We start from the raw sequence: 16,520 nt of genomic DNA, 5'->3' as shown, positions 1-16,520 counted from the left end.
GCCGCGGGCGGCGCCCTGCCAGTGTTCGGCGGCCGTGATCGCCACCCCGTCGCCGATCAGCTCCACGGGCAGGCCCCCGGCCGCGTCCCGGACCCTGGCGACGAGCGGGTAGCCGCGCCAGCCGGGCACGTTGACCGGGCTCACCGTGCCGGCGGAGGCGTCCACGGGGCCGGCGCTGCCGATGCCCACCGCGCCGGCGCGGTGCCACAGCGGGGACGCGGTGAGCTCACCGAGCACCGCCTCGACCGCCCGCATGACGGTCTCGCCGTTCTCCTGCGCGGGCGTCGGCCGCTGGGCACGGACCAGGATCCGGCCCTGGCCGTCCACCAGCGCGCCGGCGATCTTGGTGCCGCCGATGTCGAGCGCGGCCACGAGGTCGGTGTGCATCAGTGTCGGATCTCCCCGTTGAAACATCAGAAAATCGCCGAGAACGACCATGTGCGACCACGAGGCAACACATGGAGCGCGAGCAACGCCCGGCCGCGCGGCGAGGTACGGGCCGGAGTGCGCGTCGGACAGTGTCCCCCGAGCCTGACAACGTTGTCCAGGCTCTATGCTCGACGCCACATCCTCATACAAGCCCATGGGCCTACGCATCCCCGTGGCCGACAGGACAGGACACCGCACCGTGCCGGAGACGACCCGCCGCACCGACCGCATCCCCGGGACCCGCTACGGCAACCGTCCGACGATGAAGGACGTGGCCGCGCGCGCCGGGGTCGGGCTCAAGACGGTCTCCCGCGTGGTCAACGGCGAGCCCGGTGTCACGCCGGAGACGGAGCGCCGCGTCCAGGAGGCGATCGAGGCGCTCGGCTTCCGCCGCAACGACAGCGCCCGTGTGCTGCGCAAGGGCCGCACCGCCAGCATCGGTCTGGTCCTGGAGGATCTCGCGGACCCGTTCTACGGGCCGCTGAGCCGGGCGGTCGAGGAGGTGGCCCGCGCGCACGGCGCCCTGCTGATCAACGGCTCCAGCGCGGAGGACGCCGACCGCGAGCAGGAACTGGTGCTGGCGCTGTGCGCCCGGCGGGTGGACGGCCTCGTGGTGATCCCGGCCGGGGACGACCACCGCTATCTGGAGCCGGAGATCAAGGCGGGCGTCGCCACCGTCTTCGTGGACCGTCCGGCCGGGCACATCGACGCGGACGTCGTCGTGTCGGACAACTACGGCGGCGCCCACGACGGCGTGAGCCACCTGATCGCGCACGGACACCGCAGGATCGGCTTCATCGGCGACATGCCCCGCATCCACACCGCGGCCGAGCGGCTGCGCGGCTACCGGACCGCCATGGAGGACGCGGGGATAACGGTGGCGGACTCCTGGATGTCGCTGGGCGTCACCGATCCGGAGCGGGTGCGCCGGGCGGCCGAGGAGATGCTCTCGGGACCGGACCCGGTCACCGCGATCTTCACGGGCAACAACCGGGTGACGGTCACCGTGATCCGGGTACTGGCCGGGCACGCCCGCCGGGTCGCCCTGGTCGGCTTCGACGACATCGAGCTCGCCGATCTGCTCCAGCCCGGCGTCACGGTCGTCGCCCAGGACGCGGCGGCCCTCGGCCGGACCGCGGCCGAGCGGCTGTTCCGCCAGCTGGACGGCACCCTGCTCGCCCCGGAGCGCATCGAGCTCCCCACCCGGCTGATCACCCGCGGCTCCGGCGAGCTGCCCCCGGCGGACTGAGCGGGCGGTGCCGTCGGAGGAGGACCGCACCCTGCGGGCGCTGGGGCTGGAGAAGGCTCCGCGCGAGCACCCGCTGCTGTATCCGGGCGCGTGGCCGCGGGATTCGGGGCTGCTGAACGGGGACCGGCTGCTGCCGCTGGACCGCCTGGTGTACGAGGACCGCGCGCCCGTGCTCGCGGTCGGTTCCAACGCCTGTCCCGGTCAGCTGCGGCACAAGATGGCCGAGTCCGGGATCATCACACCGGTGCCGATGGTGCGGACGCGGGTGACGGGCGTCGACATCGGTGTCTCGGCGCACGTCAGCCGTATGGGCTATGTGTCCAACTCGCCGGTCCGCGCCCCGGGGACGGTGCGGGAGCTGTTCGTCATCTGGCTCGACGCCCGGCAGCTCGCGGTGATCGACGCGAGCGAGGGCGCACCGCGGCCGGACGGCAACTTCCACCGCGCCTGGCTGCCCGCCCCCGATGTGCGCGTCGAACTCGCCGACGGTTCCACGCTCCCCGGCGCGTACGCGTACGTGAACCGCCACGGTGTGCTGCACGACGGCACCGGTGTCCCACGTACCCATCCGGGCCAGCGTGCACTGCTCACCGATCTGCTCGTGAACGTGCCCGGACTGCGGGAACTGTTCGGCGCCTCCCCCGAGGAGTTCTGCGCGCGGGCCCGCGCCGACCTCCGGCTGTGCGCGCGGGGCACCCGGCTGTTCGCCGAGGAGGGGCTGGTGACGGTCTGCGGCCTGGAGCGGTACGTGGGGTCCGAGCGGTACGGACGCCCTGATGCCGGCGCGTCGCCGGCGCCGCTGCCGAGGCAGGGGCACGGGTGACGGGCGACGGGTCAGGGCCGGGTGTCGTCGGGTTCCCAGCGCAGCAGGTCGCCCGGCTGGCACTCGAGCACGTCGCAGAGCGCGGCGAGGGTCGTGAAGCGCACCGCCTTGGCGCGGCCGTTCTTGAGCACCGCCAGATTGGCCGGTGTGATGCCGACGCGTTCGGCGAGTTCGCCCACGGACATCTTCCGCTTGGCCAGCATCACGTCGATGTCGACGGCGATCGGCATCAGATCACCTCGGCCAGTTCGGCCTGCATCCGTGACGCCTCCACGTCGCGCGCGACGGCCTGCGCCAACAGCATCCGCAGGACGAGTACGACCAGGGCGATGCCCAGGATCGCCAGACCGGCACCGCCCAGCAGTGCCACGACGCCCGGGGCCACGGCCTCGCCGGGCGCGAGGAGCGCTCCGAGCGCGAACACCAGCAGCGCCGCGGCGACGAACGCGCCGATGACGGTGTGCACGTAGCGGAAGGCGGCGTGGGAGAAGACGGTCCCGCGCCGCACCATCGTCACCAGCCGCCAGACGCAGACCAGGACGACCTGGGCCGTCACGACGCCGAGGACCACGACGAGGAGGAACGGGACGCGCAGATGGGAGTGTTCCGCGTCCAGTCCTTCGAGGTCGTTCGCCATCAGCGGCACCATCACCGCCTGGATCCCCAGGGAACCCGCCAGCAGCGCCACCATCACGGTGCGCAGCGCGAGCACGGTCAGCCGTCCCATCGCCCCTCCTTGAACCGAATCACGATGGAAAACTATCGAAATTCGATAGGTGAAGCAAGCGGGTGCGGCCGGGACTACCGCGCGAAGCCCTCCAGGTCGGCGCGGGACAGCGAGGTCGGGCGCGCCACCTCGGCGGCGTCCAGGGCGCCGCAGTCCAGGCCGCGCAGCAGGTACCCGGCGAGGGCCTTGGCGGTGGCGGGCTCGTCCATGACGTCACCGCCGGCCCGGTCGGCGTACCGGGCCAGACGGGCGGCGGCCTGTGCGAAGCCCTCGCGGTAGAAGGCGAAGACGGCCGCGTAGCGGGTGGGGAGGTGGCCGGGGTGCATGTCCCAGCCCTGGTAGTAGGCGCGGGCGAGGGCGCGGCGGGTGAGTCCGTAGTGCAGCCGCCAGGCGTCGTGGACCTGCTCCGTGGGGCCGACGGGCAGCACGTTGGTGGAGCCGTCCGAGAGGCGTACGCCGGTGCCCGCGGCTGCGACCTGCATGACGGCCTTGGCGTGGTCGGCGGCCGGGTGGTCGCTCGCCTGGTGCGCTGCGGAGACGCCGAGGCAGGCGCTGTAGTCGAAGGTGCCGTAGTGCAGCCCGGTGGCGCGGCCCCGGGCGGCCTGGATCATGCGGGCGACGGTGGCGGTGCCGTCGGTGGCGAGGATGGACTGGCTGGTCTCGATCTGGATCTCGAAGCCGATCCGGCCCGGTTCGAGGCCGCGCGCCTCCTCGAAGGCGTCGAGGAGGCGGGCCATGGCGGTGACCTGCTCGGGATAGGTGACCTTGGGCAGGGTCAGGACCAGTCCGTCCGGCAGGCCGCCGGCCTCCATGAGGCCGGTGAGGAAGATGTCGAGGGTGCGGATGCCCCGGTCGCGGACGGCGGCCTCCATGCACTTCACACGGATGCCCGTGTACGGGGCCGCGGTGCCGGCCGCGTACGCCTCGGCGGTCAGCCGGGCCGCGCGGGCCGCGGCCTCGTCCTCCTCGGCGTCGGGGCGCCTGCCGTAACCGTCCTCGAAGTCGACGCGCAGGTCCTCGACCGGTTCGCGCTCCAGTTTGGCGCGGACGCGGCCGTACACGTCCTCGGCCAGCGCGCCGTCCAGTCCGAGGACGGCGGCGAAGGAGGCGGCGTCCGGGGCGTGTTCGTCGAGCGCGGCGAGGGCCCGGTCGCCCCAGGTGCGGAGGGTGTCGGCGGCGAAGGCGTCGCCGGGGACGTAGACGGTGTGGACGGGCTGGCGGGTGCCGGGGTCTCCGGGGTAGCGGCGCTCCAGTTCGGCGTCGACCGGCGCGAGGGAGGCGCCGATCTCCTCGGTGACGGCGCCCGCGAGACTCGTCGCCACCCGCTCCTGCTGCCCCTGTCCCATCCCACACCCTCCCGAATTCCGCGATACGGAATCAACAATCCGTTGAATGAAGTTATCGGGCCCCCCTCCCCCGGTCAACACCCGTCTCGCGCCCCGGTCCGCTCCTCCACCCCTTCGTGCTCGCGTCCCTCCGCGGCACCGTTCGCCCGTGCCGGATCGCCGGATCGCCTCCGTCGCCCTTCCGCTCCCCAGTACAGCACCGCCCCGAGCCGGCCTCGGCGGTCCTCCACGACGGGGACGCGCCGAGGCCCCCGCGACCGGAACGGTCGCGGGGGCCTCGTACGGCTCGGGGTGATCAGCCCTTGCGGGTCTTGATCTCCTCGGTGAGCTGCGGCACGACGTCGAACAGGTCGCCGACGACGCCGTAGTCGACCAGGTCGAAGATCGGGGCCTCGGCGTCCTTGTTGATGGCCACGATGGTCTTCGAGGTCTGCATGCCGGCGCGGTGCTGGATCGCGCCGGAGATGCCGGAGGCGATGTAGAGCTGCGGCGAGACCGACTTGCCGGTCTGGCCGACCTGGTTGGTGTGCGGGTACCAGCCGGCGTCGACGGCGGCGCGCGAGGCGCCGACGGCCGCGCCGAGCGAGTCGGCGAGCGCCTCGATGAGTCCGAAGTTCTCCGCGCCGTTGACACCGCGGCCGCCGGAGACCACGATCGCGGCCTCGGTCAGCTCCGGACGGCCCGTCGACTCGCGCGGCGTACGGCCGGTGACCTTGGTGCCGGTCGCCTGCGCGGAGAAGGACACCGACAGGGCCTCGACCGCACCGGCGGCCGGGGCGGCCTCCACGGCGGCCGAGTTCGGCTTGACCGTGATGACCGGGGTGCCCTTGGAGACACGGGACTTGGTGGTGTAGGAGGCGGCGAACACCGACTGGGTGGCCACCGGGCCCTCGTCGCCGGCCTCCAGGTCGACGGCGTCGGTGATGACGCCCGAACCGAGACGCAGCGCCAGGCGGGCGGCGATCTCCTTGCCCTCGGCGGAGGAGGGGACCAGGACGGCGGCCGGGGAGACGGCCTCGACGGCGGCCTGGAGCGCGTCCACCTTCGGGACCACCAGGTAGTCGGCGTACTCGGCGGCCTCGTGGGTGAGGACCTTCACCGCGCCGTGCTCGGCGAGCGCGGCGGCGGTGTCACCGGCGCCGCCTCCCAGCGCGACGGCGACGGGCTCGCCGATGCGGCGGGCCAGGGTCAGCAGCTCCAGGGTGGGCTTGCGGACGGCACCGTCCACGTGGTCGACGTAGACGAGAACTTCAGCCATGGGACTTCTTCTCTCCTGCTTGCGAAGTGTGAGGGGCGGGAAGCGAGTTGAGCCCGTGGCTCAGACGAACTTCTGGCTCGCGAGGAACTCGGCGAGCTGCTTGCCGCCCTCGCCCTCGTCCTTGACGATCGTGCCGGCGGTGCGGGCCGGACGCTCGGCCGCCGACTCGACGACCGTGTAGGCGCCCTCCAGGCCGACCTCGTCCTCGTCGATGTCGAGGTCGGACAGGTCCCAGGACTGAACCGGCTTCTTCTTGGCCGCCATGATGCCCTTGAAGGACGGGTAACGCGCCTCGCCCGACTGGTCGGTGACCGACACGACCGCGGGGAGGGAGGCCTCGAGCTGCTCGGAGGCGGTGTCGCCGTCGCGGCGGCCCTTCACGGTGCCGTCCTCGACGGACACCTCGGACAGCAGGGTCACCTGCGGCACGCCCAGACGCTCCGCCAGCAGCGCCGGTACCACGCCCATGGTGCCGTCGGTGGAGGCCATGCCGGAGATGACCAGGTCGTAGCCGGCCTTCTCGACCGCCTTGGCCAGGACCAGGGAGGTGCCGATGGCGTCGGTGCCGTGCAGGTCGTCGTCCTCGACGTGGATCGCCTTGTCCGCGCCCATGGACAGCGCCTTGCGCAGGGCGTCCTTGGCGTCCTCCGGGCCCACCGTCAGAACGGTGATCTCCACGTCGTCGTCGGAGTTCTCCGAGATCTGCAGCGCCTGCTCGACCGCGTACTCGTCCAGTTCGGAGAGCAGACCGTCCACGTCGTCACGGTCGACGGTCAGGTCATCGGCGAAGTGCCGGTCGCCAGTGGCGTCGGGCACGTACTTCACGGTGACAACGATCCTCAAGCTCACGCCGGCTCTCCTACTGCATCGTCATTTCTGGCTGCCTGCCTGCAGGCAGCATAGGCGCCTGAAGCGGGCGGCTCCGGTCGGGGCGGCCCGCGCTCCGAACGAAATATTACTCGTCAGTACACCCAGTCCCTTCCCGCTAAGCAAGCGCTTTGAACTGTGACCTTCGCAACGCAGCGTAACCGGAACTCGACGGGTCCGCGACCAGGGAGGACCCCGTCTCAGTCGCGCAGGCCGTTGAAGCGTCCCTGGTGGTAGAGGAGCGGACGGCCGCGACCGGTGGGGTCGCCGAGCAGGACCTCGGCGATCACGATCCGGTGGTCACCGGCGGGCACCCGGGCCACCACCTCGCACACCATCCAGGCCGGGACGTCGTCCAGCACCGGAACCCCCTTCGGCCCCTCCTGCCAGGCGGTGGCCGGACCGAAGCGGTCGGCACCGCTGCGCGCGAAGGTCTCCGCCAGCTCCTGCTGGTGCTCCCCGAGGACGTGCACGCCGACGTGGCCGCCCGTCGCGATCGCCGGCCAGCTGGAGCTCCCGGTACCGACGCCGAAGGAGAGCATCGGAGGCTCGGCGGAGACGGAGGCGAGGGAGGTGGCGGTGAAGCCGACCGGTCCGCGGTGACCGCGCGCCGTGATCACGGCGACGCCCGCCGCGTGCCTGCGGAAGACGGAGCGCAACAGCTCGGGCGAGGCGGGCCGGGCGGTGCCCAGGCCGGACGTGGCCGTCATGAAACTGTCCTTCTGCGGGAGGTGACGAACGGGTTCGCGGCTGCTCACCGGCCCGGTCGGCGCACACGCGCGGCGCGGGCGGCGGCCGCCGGGCGGCCGGGTACCCGCCGGGGGCGAAGGAGTTCCGAAGGCATGGGGTCAGGCTGACGACGGGCGGCATGCACAGTCAAGTCGGTCCCGTGATGTGGGAGATGCCTCACCACGGCCCGGCCGGCCCTCACACGGCCTCCCCGAGCGCGGCGATCACATCGGCCCTGCGCGGCTGTCCGGTCGCACGCCGTACGATCCGGCCGGCCGCGTCGAGGACCAGCACCGTCGGCGTCTTCACGATCTCCAGACGGCGTACGAGGTCCAGATGGGCCTCGGCGTCGATCTCCACGTGGGCCACGCCCGGCACCAGCGCGGCCACCTCGGCGAGCACCCTCCGGGTCGCCCGGCAGGGCGCGCAGAAGGCGCTGGAGAACTGCACCAGGGTGGCGCGCTCCCCCAGTCCGGCTCCCGGCCCGGCCCACGGTTCCGGCATGCGGAGCCGTCCTCCGTCGTCCCCGTCCCGCACTCGCGCACTCCTCTCGCGGATCACCCGTCGACGATGTCCAGCACCGCCGGGAGCGCGGGCATTCCCGCCCGTACGCACAAAGTCCGAGGTGGATCAAGGGGTGGACGTGACGAGAATCTCGCCGACGACGGGCACCAGGACTGGTTCACCGGCCGTTCTTCGGGCACCATCTGCGACAAGCCGTAAAACCTACGGCTGCGTAACTTCGACTGGGAGTCCCCTTCCCAGGCAGAGAAGGAAGGGTTCCAACCCGCCCATGGCAGAACTCGTCTACCGGCCCGTCGTCGGTTTCGCCCGCACTCTGTTCAAGGCGTGGGACCTCAAGATCGACTGCCAGGGGTCGGAGAACATACCGCGCTCGGGCGGCGCCGTACTGGTGAGCAATCACATCAGCTACCTGGACTTCGTCTTCAACGGCCTGGCCGCACTCCCCCAGAAGCGACTCGTCCGTTTCATGGCGAAGGAGTCGGTCTTCCGGCACCGGATCTCCGGTCCGCTGATGCGCGGCATGAAGCACATCCCGGTGGACCGCGAGCGGGGCGAGGCGGCGTACGAGCACGCGCTGCGGTCGCTGCGGTCGGGGGAGATCGTGGGCGTCTTCCCGGAGGCGACGATCTCGCAGTCGTTCACGCTGAAGAGCTTCAAGTCGGGTGCCGCGCGCATGGCCCAGGAGGCCGGCGTGCCGCTGGTCCCGATGGCGCTGTGGGGCACGCAACGGCTGTGGACGAAGGGGCACCCGCGCAACTTCGGGCGCAGCCACACCCCGATCACCATCCGCGTGGGCGAGGCGATCGAGGCGTCCAGGGACAAGTACGCGGGCGCGATCACCCGGCAGCTGCGCGAGCGTGTGCAGGAGCTGCTGGAGGCGGCGCAGCGGGCCTATCCGGTGCGCCCCAAGGGACCGGACGACACCTGGTGGATGCCGGCCCACCTCGGCGGTACGGCCCCGACCCCGGAACAGGTCCGCCAGGCCGAGGCCCACTGACGACAGCCACGGGCAGCCACGCCGCGCGCCCCGTCCCTCCGCGGGCAGTCGTGCCGCAGGGCGGCACGGGTGGGCGCCGGGGGTACCCCCTCCGGGGGGAGGCACCCCGTCGGCGCCGGGCTGCGCTGCTTCCCCCCGGCCCGCACCGACACCGCTCACCGGCGCTCGCCAGGTGCCTCCCCCACTCCCGGCTTCGCTCGGGCGGGGGCACCCCCATCGCCCTGGGGGCACCTCCCGGGCCCTTGAGGCACTGGGGAAGGCACGACTCTGCCCGCAGCCGCGGCAGTCGCGGCACAGCCGTCCGCGGCTACGGCAGGATGTCCTCGTCCCCGAGTGCGGCGGGGAGCGTCCGCCACAGGTGCGGGCGGTCGGTGGCGGCCCTCAGGGCGTCCAGTACGACCGGGTGCGGCGCGGCGTACAGGACCGGGTGGTCGGTCTCGCCGGACGCCGGATCGGGATCGAAGGCCAGCCGTTCGCCGTCCAGGGAGAACCGCGCGTCCACCCCGGGCTTGTTGCCCCGCGGGTCCTGCCGGTGCCAGGCACCGCGGAACCGCACGGCGACCAGGCCGTGCACGACACCGAGGTTCTGGTAGCACAGCGCGGTCGGGATGTCCTCGGCCCGCAGCAGCGCGGCCAGCGCGTGGGCCTTGGCGTAGCAGATGCCGGTGCCCTGCTCCAGGACGTCGGAGGCGCGCCAGGTGACCCGGAGATCGCCGGAGTCCTGGGAGTGCGGAATGGTGTCGCGCACGAACTCGAAGGCCACTCGCGCATATTCATACGAGTCGGCCACTCCGGCGGCAAGTCGCGCCGCCGTCTCGCGGACCAGCGGATGGTGATGGTCGATCACCTCGTCGGCGGCCAGATAGGCGGAGAGGTCCGGGTTTTCCTGGATCAGCTGCATGCCGCCAGAGCATAAGTATGCGACCGACCGACAGTCAATGCATTTCCGGTCGGCCGCATACCTATGCATGCATCGCTAGCGGGCCATCTCCTCCTTGAGCGCGGCCACGAACCTGTCCACGTCGTCCTCGGTGGTGTCGAAGGCGCACATCCAGCGGACGTCGCCGGCCGCCTCGTCCCAGAAGTAGAAGCGGAACCGCTTCTGCAGGCGCTCGCTCACCTCGTGCGGCAGCCGCGCGAAGACCGCGTTGGCCTGCACCGGGTAGAGGATCTCCACGCCGTGCACGGCGCGCACGCCCTCGGCCAGGCGCTGGGCCATCTCGTTGGCGTGCCGGGCGCTGCGCAGCCACAGGTCACGGGCGAGCAGGGCCTCCAGCTGCACCGAGACGAAGCGCATCTTGGACGCGAGCTGCATGGACAGCTTGCGCAGGTGCTTCAGGTGCCGGATGCCGTCCGGGTTCAGCACCACGACCGCCTCGCCGAACAGGGCGCCGTTCTTGGTGCCGCCCAGCGAGAGCAGGTCGACGCCGACCGCGTTGGTGAAGGTGCGCAGCGGCACGTCCAGCGTGGCGGCGGCGTTGGCCAGCCGGGAGCCGTCGACGTGCACCTTCATGCCGTGCGCGTGGGCGTGCTCGCAGATGGCGCGGATCTCGTCCGGGGTGTACACCGTGCCCAGCTCGGTGGTCTGGGCTATGGAGACCACCTGCGGCATCGCGCGGTGCTCGTCGTCCCAGCCGTACGCCTGCCGGTCGATCAGCTCGGGGGTGAGCTTGCCGTCCGGGGTGGGCACGGTGAGCAGCTTGATGCCGCCGACCCGCTCCGGGGCGCCGCCCTCGTCCACGTTGATGTGGGCGCTCTCGGCGCAGATCACCGCGCCCCAGCGGTCGGTGACCGCCTGGAGCGCGACGACGTTGGCACCGGTGCCGTTGAACACCGGGAACGCCTCGGCGGTGGGGCCGAAGTGGCTGCGGATCACCTGCTGGAGGTTCTCGGTGTACGCGTCCTCGCCGTACGCGACCTGGTGCCCGCCGTTGGCCAGGGCCAGGGCGGCGAGCACCTCCGGGTGGACCCCGGCGTAGTTGTCGCTGGCGAAACCGCGGACGTCCGGGTCGTGATGACGACGCGCGTCGGTCCTCGGCGGGTTCACGGCTTCTCGGTCAGCCACAGACGGTTTCCGTTCACTTCCGCGGCGGGCTTGTCCCAGACGCCGACGACGGCCTCGGCGAGGTCCTTGACGTCCGTGAAGCCCGCGAACTTCGCGTTGGGGCGGTCGGCGCGCATCGCGTCGTGCACCAGCGCCTTCACCACCAGGATCGCAGCCGCCGACGTCGGCCCCTGCTCGCCCCCGGCTTTTCGGAAGTAGTCGGCCATGGCCAGCGTCCACGCCTCGGCGGCGGCCTTGCCGGCGGCGTAGGCGGCGTTGCCCGCGGTGGGCCTGGTGGCACCGGCCGCGCTGATCAGGACGTACCGGCCGCGGTCGCTGCGCTGGAGCGCCTCGTGGAAGGCGAGGGAGGTGTGCTGCACGGTGCGCACCAGCAGCAGCTCCAGGAAGTCCCAGTCGTCCAGGCTGGTCTTGGTGAAGGTCTCGCTGCCGCGCCAGCCGCCGACGAGGTGGACCAGGCCGTCGATCCGGCCGAACTCCTTCTCGGTGCGGGCTGCCCACTCGCGGGTGGAGTCCAGGTCGAGCAGGTCGACCGTGTCACCGGTGACGGTGGCGCCGCCGTGCGCGTAGCGCGCCGCGTCCACGGCCTCCGCCAGCCGCTCCGGGTCGTTGTCCGAGCCGACGACGGTCGCTCCCGCCTCGGCCAGCCTGAGCAGTGCCGCCCGGCCCGCGGGTCCCCCCGCTCCGGCCACCGCGATCACCGCACCGTCGAGCGCCCCGTTCCCCATGGTTCCCGCCTCCTGAGCAGTTGTGGTCTCGCGATCGCTCACGCGGCGACCCGCTCGGCACCGTCCGCCGTGATGCCCTTGGTCGAGGCGATCACGTTCTTCAGCTTCTTGGACAGTGCCTCATAGAACATGCTCAGCGGAAACTCGTCCGGAAGCACATCGTCGACGAGTTTGCGCGGCGGCTGCGTCAGGTCGAGGGCGTCGGGGCCCTTGGCCCACGTGGAGCCCGGGTGCGGGGAGAGGTAGGTGGAGACCAGCTCGTACCCGGCGAACCAGTGGACGAGCTTGGGGCGGTCGATGCCGTCGCGGTACAGCGTCTCGATCTCGGCGCACAGCTGGTTGGTGACCTGCGGGGCGCGTTCCCAGTCGATGGAGAGCTTGTTGTCGGTCCAGCGGACGACGTCGTGCTTGTGCAGGTAGGCGAAGAGGAGCTGGCCGCCGAGGCCGTCGTAGTTGCGTACGCGCGCGCCGGTGACGGGGAAGCGGAACATCCGGTCGAAGAGCACCGCGACCTGCACGTCACGGGCCTGCGGGACGCCGTCGCCGGCCAGCTTCACGGCCTCCTTGAAGGCGGTGAGGTCGCAGCGCAGCTCCTCCAGGCCGTACATCCAGAACGGCTGGCGCTGCTTGATCATGAACGGGTCGAACGGCAGGTCGCCGTGGCTGTGGGTGCGGTCGTGGACCATGTCCCAGAGCACGAACGCCTCTTCGCAGCGCTTCTGGTCGTGCACCATCGCGGCGACGTCCTCGGGCAGCTCCAGGCCCAGGACGTCGACCGCCGCCTCGGTGACCCGCCGGAAGCGGGCGGCTTCGCGGTCGCAGAAGATGCCGCCCCAGGTGAAGCGCTCGGGGGCCTCGCGCACCGCGATGGTCTCGGGGAAGAGGACCGCGGAGTTGGTGTCGTAGCCCGAGGTGAAGTCCTCGAAGGTGATGCCGCAGAACAGCGGGTTGTCGTAGCGGGTGCGCTCCAGCTCGGCCAGCCAGTCGGGCCAGACCATGCGCAGCACGACCGCCTCGAGGTTGCGGTCGGGGTTGCCGTTCTGCGTGTACATCGGGAAGACGACCAGGTGCTGGAGGCCGTCCACGCGGTTCGCGGCCGGCTGGAAGGCCAGCAGCGAGTCGAGGAAGTCGGGCACCTCGAAACCGCCCTCGGCCCAGCGGGCCAGGTCCTCGGCCAGGGCCTCGTGGTAGGCGCGGTCGTGCGGGAGCAGCGGGGAGAGCTCCTCGACGGCACCGGTCACGGCGCGCACCGCGCGCTCGGCGTCGGCACGGTCCGGGGCTCCGTCGGCGTCGAAGTCGATCGAACCGTCCTTGGACTGCCAGGGCCGGATCCGCTCCACGGCATCCTTGAGCACGGGCCATGCCGGGTGCTCCACCACCCTGGTCGCCGGAGGAACCTGTCCCTCGGCACCCACCTGCACAAGAATTTCCGTCATGTCCCATCCTCCACGGGAGAACCTCGCGTAAGAAGACCGTATACATATGAGGTTTCTCCCAGCAAGGGGCGCCTCGGGAAATTATCCTGCCCCACCCCGGTCTTCACCGCATTTTTTCCTGTGTGCCACCGGGGTGGGTGGTGGTGTCTGCGATCCGGGTTCAGCCTCTGGACGCGGCGGGCACAGGCGATACGGTCCAGGAGGGCCGTAAGGACGCGGCCCCCCGCCGCCGTCGACGGAAGCGAGTCGGATCTTGAACTTCCTCACCATCGGTCATCGCGGAGTCATGGGTGTCGAGCCCGAGAACACCCTCCGGTCCTTCGTCGCCGCCCAGGAGGCGGGCCTCGACGTCATCGAACTCGACCTGCACCTGAGCAAGGACGGCGCGCTCGTCGTCATGCACGACACGGAGGTGGACCGCACCACGGACGGCACGGGCGCGATCGCCGACAAGACCCTCGCCGAGCTGCGCGCCCTGGACGCCGGGCGGGGTGAGCCGGTTCCCGTCTTCGAGGAGGTGCTCGACGCCGTCCGGGCACCGCTCCAGGCCGAGATCAAGGACGTCCAGGCCGCCCGCGCCCTGGCCGGGGTGATGAACGGACGGGACCTGGCCGAGCGGGTCGAGGTGTCCTCGTTCCACGACGAGGCGATCACGGAGATCACCCGCCTGGTGCCCGGGGTGCGCACGGCGCTCATCGCCAGCCGCTACGGTCCCGACGTCGTCGAACGGGCGGTCGGGGCAGGCGCCTCGACCGTCTGCCTCAACATCCGCAGGCTCACGCTGGAGACCGTGGAGCAGGCGCGGAAGGCCGGGCTGCGGATCATCGGCTGGGTGGTGAACACCCAGGACCACCTCAGACTGGTACGGGCCCTGGGACTCGACGGCGCCACCACCGACTACCCGGAGATCAAGCGCACCGGCCGCTTCACGGCGTGAGCCGTCAGACCAGCTCCTTCACCAGCAGTTCGAACTCCAGGTCGTCCCGCTGCGGAACGCCGAAGCGCTCGTCGCCGTACGGGAAGGGCGTCATCCGTCCCGTACGGCGGTAGCCGCGCCGCTCGTACCAGGCGATCAGGTCCTCCCGCACGGAGATCACCGTCATGTGCATCTCGCTCACGCCCCAGGTCTCACGGGCCCGGCGTTCCGCCTCCGCGATGACCGTCCTGCCGAGTCCGGCGCCCTGGAGGGCGGGGCTGACCGCGAACATCCCGAAGTAGGCGTGCGCGCCACGGCGTTCCAGCTGGCAGCAGGCGACCACGCGGCCGGCGCGCTCCACCGTGAGCAGCCTGCTGTCCGGCGCCTTTATGACCTCCAGCACGCCCTCCGGGTCGGTCCGCTGCCCCTGGAGGATGTCCGCCTCGGTGGTCCACCCGGTCCTGCTGGACTCGCCCCGGTACGCCGACTGGACCAGCGCGACGAGGGCGTCCACATCGGCGTCGGTCGCGTCACGGAAGGTCAGTGCGGTGTCGGTGGCGGTGGCGGATTCCATGGGCACGTCTCCGGTTCTCCTGGGCGCCTTCCGGCGTGGCTCGGGCGGGAACGAGACTAACCCGGCCACTACGCTCGGCCGCATGGTGCACGTACTGAGCAGCCGCGTCCTGCTCCGCCCCACCGACCCCGACCGCTCCCGCGCCTTCTACGGGGAGCGGCTGGGCCTCGCCGTCCACCGCGAGTTCGGCACCGGACCGGAACGCGGCACCGTCTACTTCCTCGGCGGGGGGTTCCTGGAGCTCTCGGGCCGCGCGCAACCCCCCTCGCCGTCGTCCTCGTCCCCGGACGTACGGCTGTGGCTCCAGGTCGAGGACATCGCGGTCGCGCACGAGGAACTGGCGGCCGGGGGCGTCGACATCGTCCGTCCGCCGGTGCTGGAGCCGTGGGGCCTGCTCGAGATGTGGATCGCCGACCCGGACGGCACACCGATCGTGCTGGTCGAGATCCCGGCCGAGCACCCGCTGCGCTACCGGCCGGGCATCTAGGGGCCCGCGGCCCGCCCCGGCCGGTTCCGCGCCGGATGGCCGGGGCCGGGGGCCGGGCTTAGCGTGCTGGGAGGGACGGAAGGAGCGTCATGAGACAGTCCGCGCCGGTGACCGGTGGGCCCTGCTGGGCCGAGCTGGGGACCACCGATCCGGAGGCCGCCCGGCGGTTCTACACGCGGTTGTTCGGCTGGCGCCCCGAGACGGACCCGCGTCGGGAGTCGGGCGGCTACACGGTCGCGTACCTCGGTGACGCGGCGGTCGCCGCGCTGGCACCGCTGTACCAGGCGTCGCAGCCGGTGGCCTGGAACGTGTCGTTCGCGGTGGCCGACGTCGACGCCGTCCTCCGTGCGGTGGAGGCGGCGGGCGGACGGGCGCTGCTCGGCCCGACGGACGTGTTCGACGCGGGCCGTTTCGCGGTGGCCGTCGACCCCGCCGGCGCCGTCTTCCAGCTGTGGCAGGCGGAAGCCTTCCCGGGCGCCGGGGTGTTCAACGTGCCCGGGTCCCTGGGCTGGGTGGAACTGATGACGCGGGCGCCGCGGCAGGCCGTGTCGTTCTACACCGGCGTGTTCGGCTGGAGCGTGGACGCCTCCCTGCGGTACCCGCAGTGGGGCGTCGACGGCGCGGACTTCGGCGGCATGGTGACGATGGACGACAAGTTCCCGCACGAGGTGCCCGCGCACTGGCTGCCGTACTTCGCCGTGGACGACGTGGACGACGCCGCGGTGACGACCACGACGGTGGAGGGCACGGTGCTGATGGAGCCCGTCTCGCACCCGGAGGGTCCGCGCATCGCGGTGCTCCGTGACCCCCAGGGGGCGATGTTCGGCGTGTACCGGGCGGCGGACGAGAGGTGAGCCGGGGGCGGGTCCGCGGCCGTCACGCCCGCAGCGCGCCCAGGCGTCCTTCCAGCTGGCCGAGCAGCTCGCCGAGCAGTGCGGCGAGCTCGCCGAGCTCCGGGCCGTCCAGACCGGACAGTACGGCGGTCTCGTAGGCGAGCTGCGAGGGCAGGACGCCGTCGACCAGGTCGCGTCCGGAGTCGGTGAGGCGGACGTGGGCGACCCTGCGGTCACGGGTGTCGCCGCGTCGTTCGACCAGTCCGCGTTCGGTGAGCTGCTTGAGGCGTTTGGTGACGGCGGCGCCCGAGGAGAAGGTCTCGCGGGCCAGCTCGCTGGGCGTCAGCTCGTGGCCGGTGCGGCGCAGCGCGCCCAGCAGGTCGAACTCCGGGCGGGTCAGTCCGGCGCGGCGCAGCGGGGCGTCCTCCGCCTGCTGGAGGAGGGCGGCGCAGCGGTTGATGCGGCCGATGACCTCCATGGGGCCGGTGTCGAGGCCGGGGTGGACGGCCCGCCACTGCCGGACGACGGCGGCGA

General features: G+C 71.9%; 20 protein-coding genes. 6 read left to right on the top strand and 14 right to left on the bottom strand.

The features are described 5' to 3' along the window. The coding region (locus B7767_RS08205) for an ROK family protein (protein WP_143652280.1) at positions 1 to 387 on the bottom strand (387 nt) is incomplete at its 3' end. Positions 388 to 583: 196 nt separating this feature from the next. Here B7767_RS08205 and B7767_RS08200 point away from each other — a divergent pair. Next, positions 584 to 1,678, top strand: a complete 1,095-nt coding sequence (locus B7767_RS08200) for a LacI family DNA-binding transcriptional regulator (RefSeq protein ID WP_179167068.1) — start codon at positions 584 to 586, stop codon at positions 1,676 to 1,678. A gap of 7 nt (positions 1,679 to 1,685) precedes the next feature. Next, the gene (locus B7767_RS08195) at positions 1,686 to 2,501 is read left to right on the top strand and encodes a hypothetical protein (RefSeq protein ID WP_085571585.1); all 816 of its coding nucleotides are present in this window, start codon (positions 1,686 to 1,688) and stop codon (positions 2,499 to 2,501) included. A gap of 11 nt (positions 2,502 to 2,512) precedes the next feature. On the opposite strand, the gene B7767_RS08190 is transcribed toward B7767_RS08195, so the two are convergent. The 7 genes from B7767_RS08190 to B7767_RS08160 form a co-directional block, all read right to left on the bottom strand. Beyond that, positions 2,513 to 2,731: a helix-turn-helix transcriptional regulator gene (locus tag B7767_RS08190; RefSeq protein ID WP_030865797.1), complete on the bottom strand. Its 219-nt coding sequence runs from the start codon at positions 2,729 to 2,731 to the stop codon at positions 2,513 to 2,515. Then, entirely contained in the window at positions 2,731 to 3,228 is a 498-nt protein-coding gene (locus tag B7767_RS08185; protein WP_085571584.1) for a DUF2975 domain-containing protein, read from the bottom strand. The genes B7767_RS08190 and B7767_RS08185 overlap by 1 nt, the downstream gene beginning before the upstream one ends. 74 nt (positions 3,229 to 3,302) lie before the next feature. Beyond that, on the bottom strand, positions 3,303 to 4,574 hold the full coding sequence (locus tag B7767_RS08180; protein WP_085571583.1) for an aldolase/citrate lyase family protein: 1,272 nt from the start codon (positions 4,572 to 4,574) through the stop codon (positions 3,303 to 3,305). Positions 4,575 to 4,869: 295 nt separating this feature from the next. Next, positions 4,870 to 5,832: an electron transfer flavoprotein subunit alpha/FixB family protein gene (locus B7767_RS08175; protein WP_085571582.1), complete on the bottom strand. Its 963-nt coding sequence runs from the start codon at positions 5,830 to 5,832 to the stop codon at positions 4,870 to 4,872. Between the two features lie 60 nt (positions 5,833 to 5,892). Further along, positions 5,893 to 6,681, bottom strand: a complete 789-nt coding sequence (locus B7767_RS08170; protein WP_085571581.1) for an electron transfer flavoprotein subunit beta/FixA family protein — start codon at positions 6,679 to 6,681, stop codon at positions 5,893 to 5,895. A 218-nt stretch (positions 6,682 to 6,899) separates the two neighbouring features. Continuing rightward, on the bottom strand, positions 6,900 to 7,409 hold the full coding sequence (locus tag B7767_RS08165; RefSeq protein ID WP_085571580.1) for a flavin reductase family protein: 510 nt from the start codon (positions 7,407 to 7,409) through the stop codon (positions 6,900 to 6,902). A 217-nt stretch (positions 7,410 to 7,626) separates the two neighbouring features. Continuing rightward, complete coding sequence (locus B7767_RS08160) at positions 7,627 to 7,932, bottom strand: thioredoxin family protein (RefSeq protein WP_371101237.1); 306 nt, start codon at positions 7,930 to 7,932, stop codon at positions 7,627 to 7,629. Between the two features lie 289 nt (positions 7,933 to 8,221). On the opposite strand from B7767_RS08160, the gene B7767_RS08155 reads away from it, so the two are divergent. Next, positions 8,222 to 8,950, top strand: a complete 729-nt coding sequence (locus B7767_RS08155) for a 1-acyl-sn-glycerol-3-phosphate acyltransferase (protein ID WP_085571578.1) — start codon at positions 8,222 to 8,224, stop codon at positions 8,948 to 8,950. Positions 8,951 to 9,257: 307 nt separating this feature from the next. Here the strand turns inward: B7767_RS08155 and B7767_RS08150 are convergent, their stop codons facing one another. The 4 genes from B7767_RS08150 to B7767_RS08135 all read right to left on the bottom strand — a co-directional run bounded on the left by B7767_RS08150 (position 9,258) and on the right by B7767_RS08135 (position 13,176). After that, on the bottom strand, positions 9,258 to 9,851 hold the full coding sequence (locus B7767_RS08150; RefSeq protein WP_085571577.1) for a transglutaminase domain-containing protein: 594 nt from the start codon (positions 9,849 to 9,851) through the stop codon (positions 9,258 to 9,260). A 75-nt stretch (positions 9,852 to 9,926) separates the two neighbouring features. Next, positions 9,927 to 10,997, bottom strand: a complete 1,071-nt coding sequence (locus B7767_RS08145; protein ID WP_085571576.1) for a low specificity L-threonine aldolase — start codon at positions 10,995 to 10,997, stop codon at positions 9,927 to 9,929. Next, the gene (locus B7767_RS08140) at positions 10,994 to 11,740 is read right to left on the bottom strand and encodes an SDR family oxidoreductase (protein ID WP_085571575.1); all 747 of its coding nucleotides are present in this window, start codon (positions 11,738 to 11,740) and stop codon (positions 10,994 to 10,996) included. Before B7767_RS08140 ends, B7767_RS08145 begins: the two co-directional genes overlap by 4 nt. Before the next feature lie 38 nt (positions 11,741 to 11,778). Next, positions 11,779 to 13,176, bottom strand: coding sequence for a DUF6421 family protein (locus tag B7767_RS08135; RefSeq protein ID WP_085571574.1), 1,398 nt, complete (start codon positions 13,174 to 13,176; stop codon positions 11,779 to 11,781). 253 nt (positions 13,177 to 13,429) lie between these two features. On the opposite strand from B7767_RS08135, the gene B7767_RS08130 reads away from it, so the two are divergent. Beyond that, positions 13,430 to 14,113, top strand: coding sequence for a glycerophosphodiester phosphodiesterase family protein (locus B7767_RS08130; RefSeq protein ID WP_085571573.1), 684 nt, complete (start codon positions 13,430 to 13,432; stop codon positions 14,111 to 14,113). Between the two features lie 4 nt (positions 14,114 to 14,117). Here the strand turns inward: B7767_RS08130 and B7767_RS08125 are convergent, their stop codons facing one another. After that, complete coding sequence (locus tag B7767_RS08125; RefSeq protein ID WP_085571572.1) at positions 14,118 to 14,666, bottom strand: GNAT family N-acetyltransferase; 549 nt, start codon at positions 14,664 to 14,666, stop codon at positions 14,118 to 14,120. An 82-nt stretch (positions 14,667 to 14,748) separates the two neighbouring features. Between B7767_RS08125 and B7767_RS08120 the strand changes: the two genes are divergently transcribed. Then, positions 14,749 to 15,153, top strand: a complete 405-nt coding sequence (locus tag B7767_RS08120) for a VOC family protein (protein WP_085571571.1) — start codon at positions 14,749 to 14,751, stop codon at positions 15,151 to 15,153. 89 nt (positions 15,154 to 15,242) lie between these two features. After that, the gene (locus B7767_RS08115; protein WP_085571570.1) at positions 15,243 to 16,007 is read left to right on the top strand and encodes a VOC family protein; all 765 of its coding nucleotides are present in this window, start codon (positions 15,243 to 15,245) and stop codon (positions 16,005 to 16,007) included. Between the two features lie 22 nt (positions 16,008 to 16,029). Here B7767_RS08115 and B7767_RS08110 read toward each other — a convergent pair. Beyond that, positions 16,030 to 16,520, bottom strand: a 491-nt coding sequence (locus B7767_RS08110; RefSeq protein ID WP_107485899.1) for a MarR family winged helix-turn-helix transcriptional regulator, incomplete at its 5' end; no start/stop codon positions are given.

This window comes from Streptomyces sp. 13-12-16 (genome assembly GCF_002114215.1).
Taxonomy (GTDB): domain Bacteria; phylum Actinomycetota; class Actinomycetes; order Streptomycetales; family Streptomycetaceae; genus Streptomyces.
This window is presented reverse-complemented; position numbering and strand designations above follow the sequence as displayed.

What these genes read in the sequence shown, in the direction of transcription:
- B7767_RS08180 (WP_085571583.1), bottom strand. Translation starts at nt 4,574, where the DNA reads ATGGGACAGGGGCAGCAGGAGCGGGTGGCGACGAGTCTCGCGGGCGCC.
- B7767_RS08185 (WP_085571584.1), bottom strand. Translation starts at nt 3,228, where the DNA reads ATGGGACGGCTGACCGTGCTCGCGCTGCGCACCGTGATGGTGGCGCTG.
- B7767_RS08135 (WP_085571574.1), bottom strand. Translation starts at nt 13,176, where the DNA reads ATGACGGAAATTCTTGTGCAGGTGGGTGCCGAGGGACAGGTTCCTCCG.
- B7767_RS08200 (WP_179167068.1), top strand. Translation starts at nt 584, where the DNA reads ATGGGCCTACGCATCCCCGTGGCCGACAGGACAGGACACCGCACCGTG.
- B7767_RS08175 (WP_085571582.1), bottom strand. Translation starts at nt 5,832, where the DNA reads ATGGCTGAAGTTCTCGTCTACGTCGACCACGTGGACGGTGCCGTCCGC.
- B7767_RS08160 (WP_371101237.1), bottom strand. Translation starts at nt 7,932, where the DNA reads ATGCCGGAACCGTGGGCCGGGCCGGGAGCCGGACTGGGGGAGCGCGCC.
- B7767_RS08115 (WP_085571570.1), top strand. Translation starts at nt 15,243, where the DNA reads ATGAGACAGTCCGCGCCGGTGACCGGTGGGCCCTGCTGGGCCGAGCTG.
- B7767_RS08155 (WP_085571578.1), top strand. Translation starts at nt 8,222, where the DNA reads ATGGCAGAACTCGTCTACCGGCCCGTCGTCGGTTTCGCCCGCACTCTG.
- B7767_RS08140 (WP_085571575.1), bottom strand. Translation starts at nt 11,740, where the DNA reads ATGGGGAACGGGGCGCTCGACGGTGCGGTGATCGCGGTGGCCGGAGCG.
- B7767_RS08165 (WP_085571580.1), bottom strand. Translation starts at nt 7,409, where the DNA reads ATGACGGCCACGTCCGGCCTGGGCACCGCCCGGCCCGCCTCGCCCGAG.
- B7767_RS08120 (WP_085571571.1), top strand. Translation starts at nt 14,749, where the DNA reads ATGGTGCACGTACTGAGCAGCCGCGTCCTGCTCCGCCCCACCGACCCC.
- B7767_RS08125 (WP_085571572.1), bottom strand. Translation starts at nt 14,666, where the DNA reads ATGGAATCCGCCACCGCCACCGACACCGCACTGACCTTCCGTGACGCG.
- B7767_RS08150 (WP_085571577.1), bottom strand. Translation starts at nt 9,851, where the DNA reads ATGCAGCTGATCCAGGAAAACCCGGACCTCTCCGCCTATCTGGCCGCC.
- B7767_RS08190 (WP_030865797.1), bottom strand. Translation starts at nt 2,731, where the DNA reads ATGCCGATCGCCGTCGACATCGACGTGATGCTGGCCAAGCGGAAGATG.